The 3,490-nt window shown below is 62.7% G+C and carries 3 protein-coding genes and 1 pseudogene; all 4 read left to right on the top strand.

What is annotated here, in order from left to right:
* Positions 1 to 21: 21 nt before the first annotated feature.
* Positions 22 to 1,515, top strand: coding sequence for a nitrogenase iron-molybdenum cofactor biosynthesis protein NifE (nifE, locus tag MESCI2_RS0125685; RefSeq protein WP_027038980.1), 1,494 nt, complete (start codon positions 22 to 24; stop codon positions 1,513 to 1,515).
* A 9-nt stretch (positions 1,516 to 1,524) separates the two neighbouring features.
* Complete coding sequence (nifN, locus tag MESCI2_RS0125680; RefSeq protein ID WP_027038979.1) at positions 1,525 to 2,907, top strand: nitrogenase iron-molybdenum cofactor biosynthesis protein NifN; 1,383 nt, start codon at positions 1,525 to 1,527, stop codon at positions 2,905 to 2,907.
* On the top strand, positions 2,873 to 3,364 hold the full coding sequence (gene nifX, locus MESCI2_RS0125675; RefSeq protein WP_027038978.1) for a nitrogen fixation protein NifX: 492 nt from the start codon (positions 2,873 to 2,875) through the stop codon (positions 3,362 to 3,364). Before nifN ends, nifX begins: the two co-directional genes overlap by 35 nt.
* Before the next feature lie 17 nt (positions 3,365 to 3,381).
* A pseudogene (locus MESCI2_RS1000000139335) lies at positions 3,382 to 3,490 on the top strand (NifX-associated nitrogen fixation protein); the annotation flags it as partial.

Raw genomic sequence — 3,490 nt, 5'->3', positions numbered from 1 at the left:
ATGACCTCACCCGCTGACCCGATGGCCTCGCTCGGCGCCACGATCCAGCAGGTCTTCAACGAGCCGGCCTGCGACAAGAACCGCGGCAAGGACGCNAGGGCGCGCAAGCACGGCTGCTCCAAGCCGCTCACCCCAGGGGCGGCAGCCGGCGGCTGCGCCTTCGACGGGGCCAAGATCGTGCTGCAGCCGATCACCGACGTTGCCCACCTAGTCCATGCGCCGCTCGCCTGCGAGGGCAATTCCTGGGACAACCGTGGCGCCGGTTCCTCCGGCGCTACGCTGTGGCGCACAAGCTTCACCACCGACCTGACCGAACTCGAGCTGGTGATGGGGCAGGGCGAGCGGAAGCTCTTCAAGGCAATCCGCGAGATTAGCCAAGCCTATGCCCCGCCGGCGATCTTCGTCTACTCGACCTGCGTGACGGCGCTGATCGGCGAAGACATCGAGGCAGTCTGCAAGCGTGCGGCCGAAAAATTCGGCTTGGCCGTGGTGCCGGTCAATGCACCGGGCTTCGCCGGCTCCAAGAACCTCGGCAACAAGCTCGCCGGCGAAGCGTTGCTCGATCATGTCATCGGCACGGTCGAGCCCGATGATGCCGGGCCCTACGACATCAACATTCTTGGCGAATTCAACCTCTCCGGCGAGTTCTGGTTGGTGAAGCCGCTGCTTGATCGCCTCGGAATCCGGGTGCGCGCCTGCATTCCCGGTGACGCGCGCTACCTGGACGTTGCGTCCTCGCACCGCGCCCGGGCGGCTATGATGGTGTGCTCGACCGCACTCATCAATCTGGCACGCAAAATGGAAGAGCGCTGGGGCATCCCGTTCTTCGAGGGCTCCTTCTACGGCATCAGCGACACCTCGCAAGCGCTTCGCAACATAGCTGAGCTGCTCGTGAGGAAGGGCGCCGATCCGGAAATCCTCGAGCGCACGGAGACCCTGATCGCTCAGGAAGAGACGAGGGCGTGGAACAGGCTTGAGGTCTTCCGGCGGCGGCTTCAAGGCAAGCGCGTGCTGCTCAATACGGGTGGTGTGAAATCGTGGTCGATCGCCCACGCGCTGACCGAGATCGGCATGGAGATCGTCGGCACCTCAGTCAAGAAATCCACCGTCGAAGACAAGGAGCGCATCAAGCAAATCCTCAAGGACGGCAACCACATGTTCGAGCAGATGGCCGCGCGCGAGCTTTACGCAATGCTCTCGCAAGGCCAGGCCGACATCATGCTGTCGGGCGGGCGTACGCAATTCATCGCGCTCAAGGCCAAGACACCCTGGCTCGATATCAACCAGGAGCGCCAACACCCCTATGCCGGCTATGACGGCATGGTGGAGCTCGTACGCCAGATCGACCTTGCCATTCACAACCCGATCTGGCGCCAGGTGCGGGAGCCGGCACCATGGGATTGTCCGCCTGTGATCATGGACGAAATGCCGACCACGAAGAGCGAGATGGCGACCGTACGGGCCTTGAAGACATGTGCCGGCTTGGCGGCTGCCGCCGATTTAGACGCGTGTTGAGGAAACGAGATGGCCTGCATCCTGCCCCAAACCAAATCAGCCGCGATCAATCCGCTGAAATCATCACAGCCGCTGGGCGCTGCCATGGCCTTTCTTGGCGTCGACGGCGCGATACCCCTGTTTCACGGCAGCCAGGGCTGCACCAGCTTCGCGCTCGTGCTCTTGGTGCGGCACTTCAAGGAAGCGATCCCCCTGCAGACCACCGCAATGGACGAGGTGGCGACCATCCTGGGCGGGGCAGACCGTCTGGAGGAGGCGATCCTCAACCTGAAGGTCCGCACAAAGCCGAGGCTGATAGGGGTCTGCACGACTGCGCTGGTGGAGATGCGTGGCGAAGATTGCGCAAGATACATCGCCGACATCAAGGCGAGGCGCGCTGAAGAAATCGCCGATACGCAGGTCGTGCTGGCCAACACGCCGGATTTCGACGGCTCATTAGAACAGGGCTGGGCCAAGGCTGTCGCAGCAATGATCGAGGCCATTACACGGCCTGGCGAACGGACGCGGCAGCCGAAGAAGGTCGCGATCCTGCCCGGATGCGACCTCACCGTGGCTGATATCGAACATATGCGTGAGATGGTTGAGAGCTTTGGACTCGAGCCGGTTGTTCTGCCGGACATCTCCGGCTCCCTCGACGGTACCGTTCCCGACCGGTGGGTCCCGACCACCTATGGCGGCACCAGCGTCGAGGATATCCGCGAGCTTGGCACTGCCGGACAATGCATCGCCATCGGCGAGCACATGCGCTGCCCCGCGAAAGTGCTGCGCCGGTTGGCCGGCGTGCCTTACGCGGTGTTCCAGTCGCTGACTGGATTGCAGGAGGTCGACCGCTTCGTCTCGCTGCTGTCGGCGGTTTCGACGGCCGCGGCGCCGGCCCGGGTCCGCCGTCGCCGGGCGCAATTGCAAGATGCGTTGCTCGACGGACATTTCCATTTCGGAGGCAAGAAAATTGCTATCGCTGCTGAACCAGACCAACTCTATCAACTTGCAACATTCTTCGTCGGCATGGGCTGCGAAATCGCGGCGGCCGTCACCACGACCGATATGTCGGAAATTCTGGAGAAAGTACCGGCGAAGTCGGTTCAGGTCGGCGATCTTGGCGATCTCGAAGCTCTCGCCGCTGGCGCTGATCTTCTGGTCACCCATGCGCACGGTCGCCAGGCCGAGCAACGCCTTGGCATTCCCCTCATGCGCCTCGGCTTCCCCGTCTTCGACCGACTTGGCAGCCAGCACAAGCTCACCATCCTCTATCAAGGCACCCGCGACCTCGTTTTCGAGGCCGCCAACGTTTTCCAAGCAAACCAGCGGGCGCCGACGCGTTACCCACTCCAGCCAGTCAGCAAGGGGGGGCCGGCAACTGGGCCCGGTTCGCCGCTTCTCGGTGGTCGTTGACGAGGGTCCAATGCGGGAACGAGCAGCAGGGGCTTTGCGGGTGGCAATGGCCACGCAGGACATGGAGGACCTCAACGCCCATTTCGGGTCGGCCAGGCGATTTGCGGTCTATGACGTGACGCGCGAGGAATGGGACCTCGTAGAAGCCATCGAATTCGACGATGTTTCCGACGAGAGCGGGGAGCATCGGATCGAGGGGGATGACCGCATCACGCCAAAGGTGGAGGCGTTGAAGGGCTGTCATCTGCTGTTTTGTCTGGCGATCGGCGGGCCATCGGCAGCCAAGCTGATTTCGGCAAAAATCCATCCGATCAAAGTGCCTGAGAGCCAATCCATCCAAGAGGTGCTGTTGCGTACGCAAGTTATGCTCAAGACCTGCCCTCCGCCCTGGCTTCGCAAGGTGCTGGCGCAAGCAGGCGTCGCCGAGAAAAAACCCTCCTTCGAGGACGAGGACTAAAACGAGGAGAGAGCGAGATGTTTGATGCCGAGGTCACCCCTGCTGTCGACGAGGACGAGGCGGCCCTTGCCACCCCGTTCGTCAAATGCCTGGTGCGGCTGATCCGCGCCCAGGATGCCAACGGCG

Origin of the sequence: Mesorhizobium ciceri WSM4083 (genome assembly GCF_000519305.1) — a bacterium.
Taxonomy (GTDB): Bacteria; Pseudomonadota; Alphaproteobacteria; order Rhizobiales; family Rhizobiaceae; genus Mesorhizobium; species Mesorhizobium ciceri_B.
The sequence above is the reverse complement of the archived record's forward strand: the minus strand, read 5'-3'. Positions and strand labels throughout refer to the sequence as shown.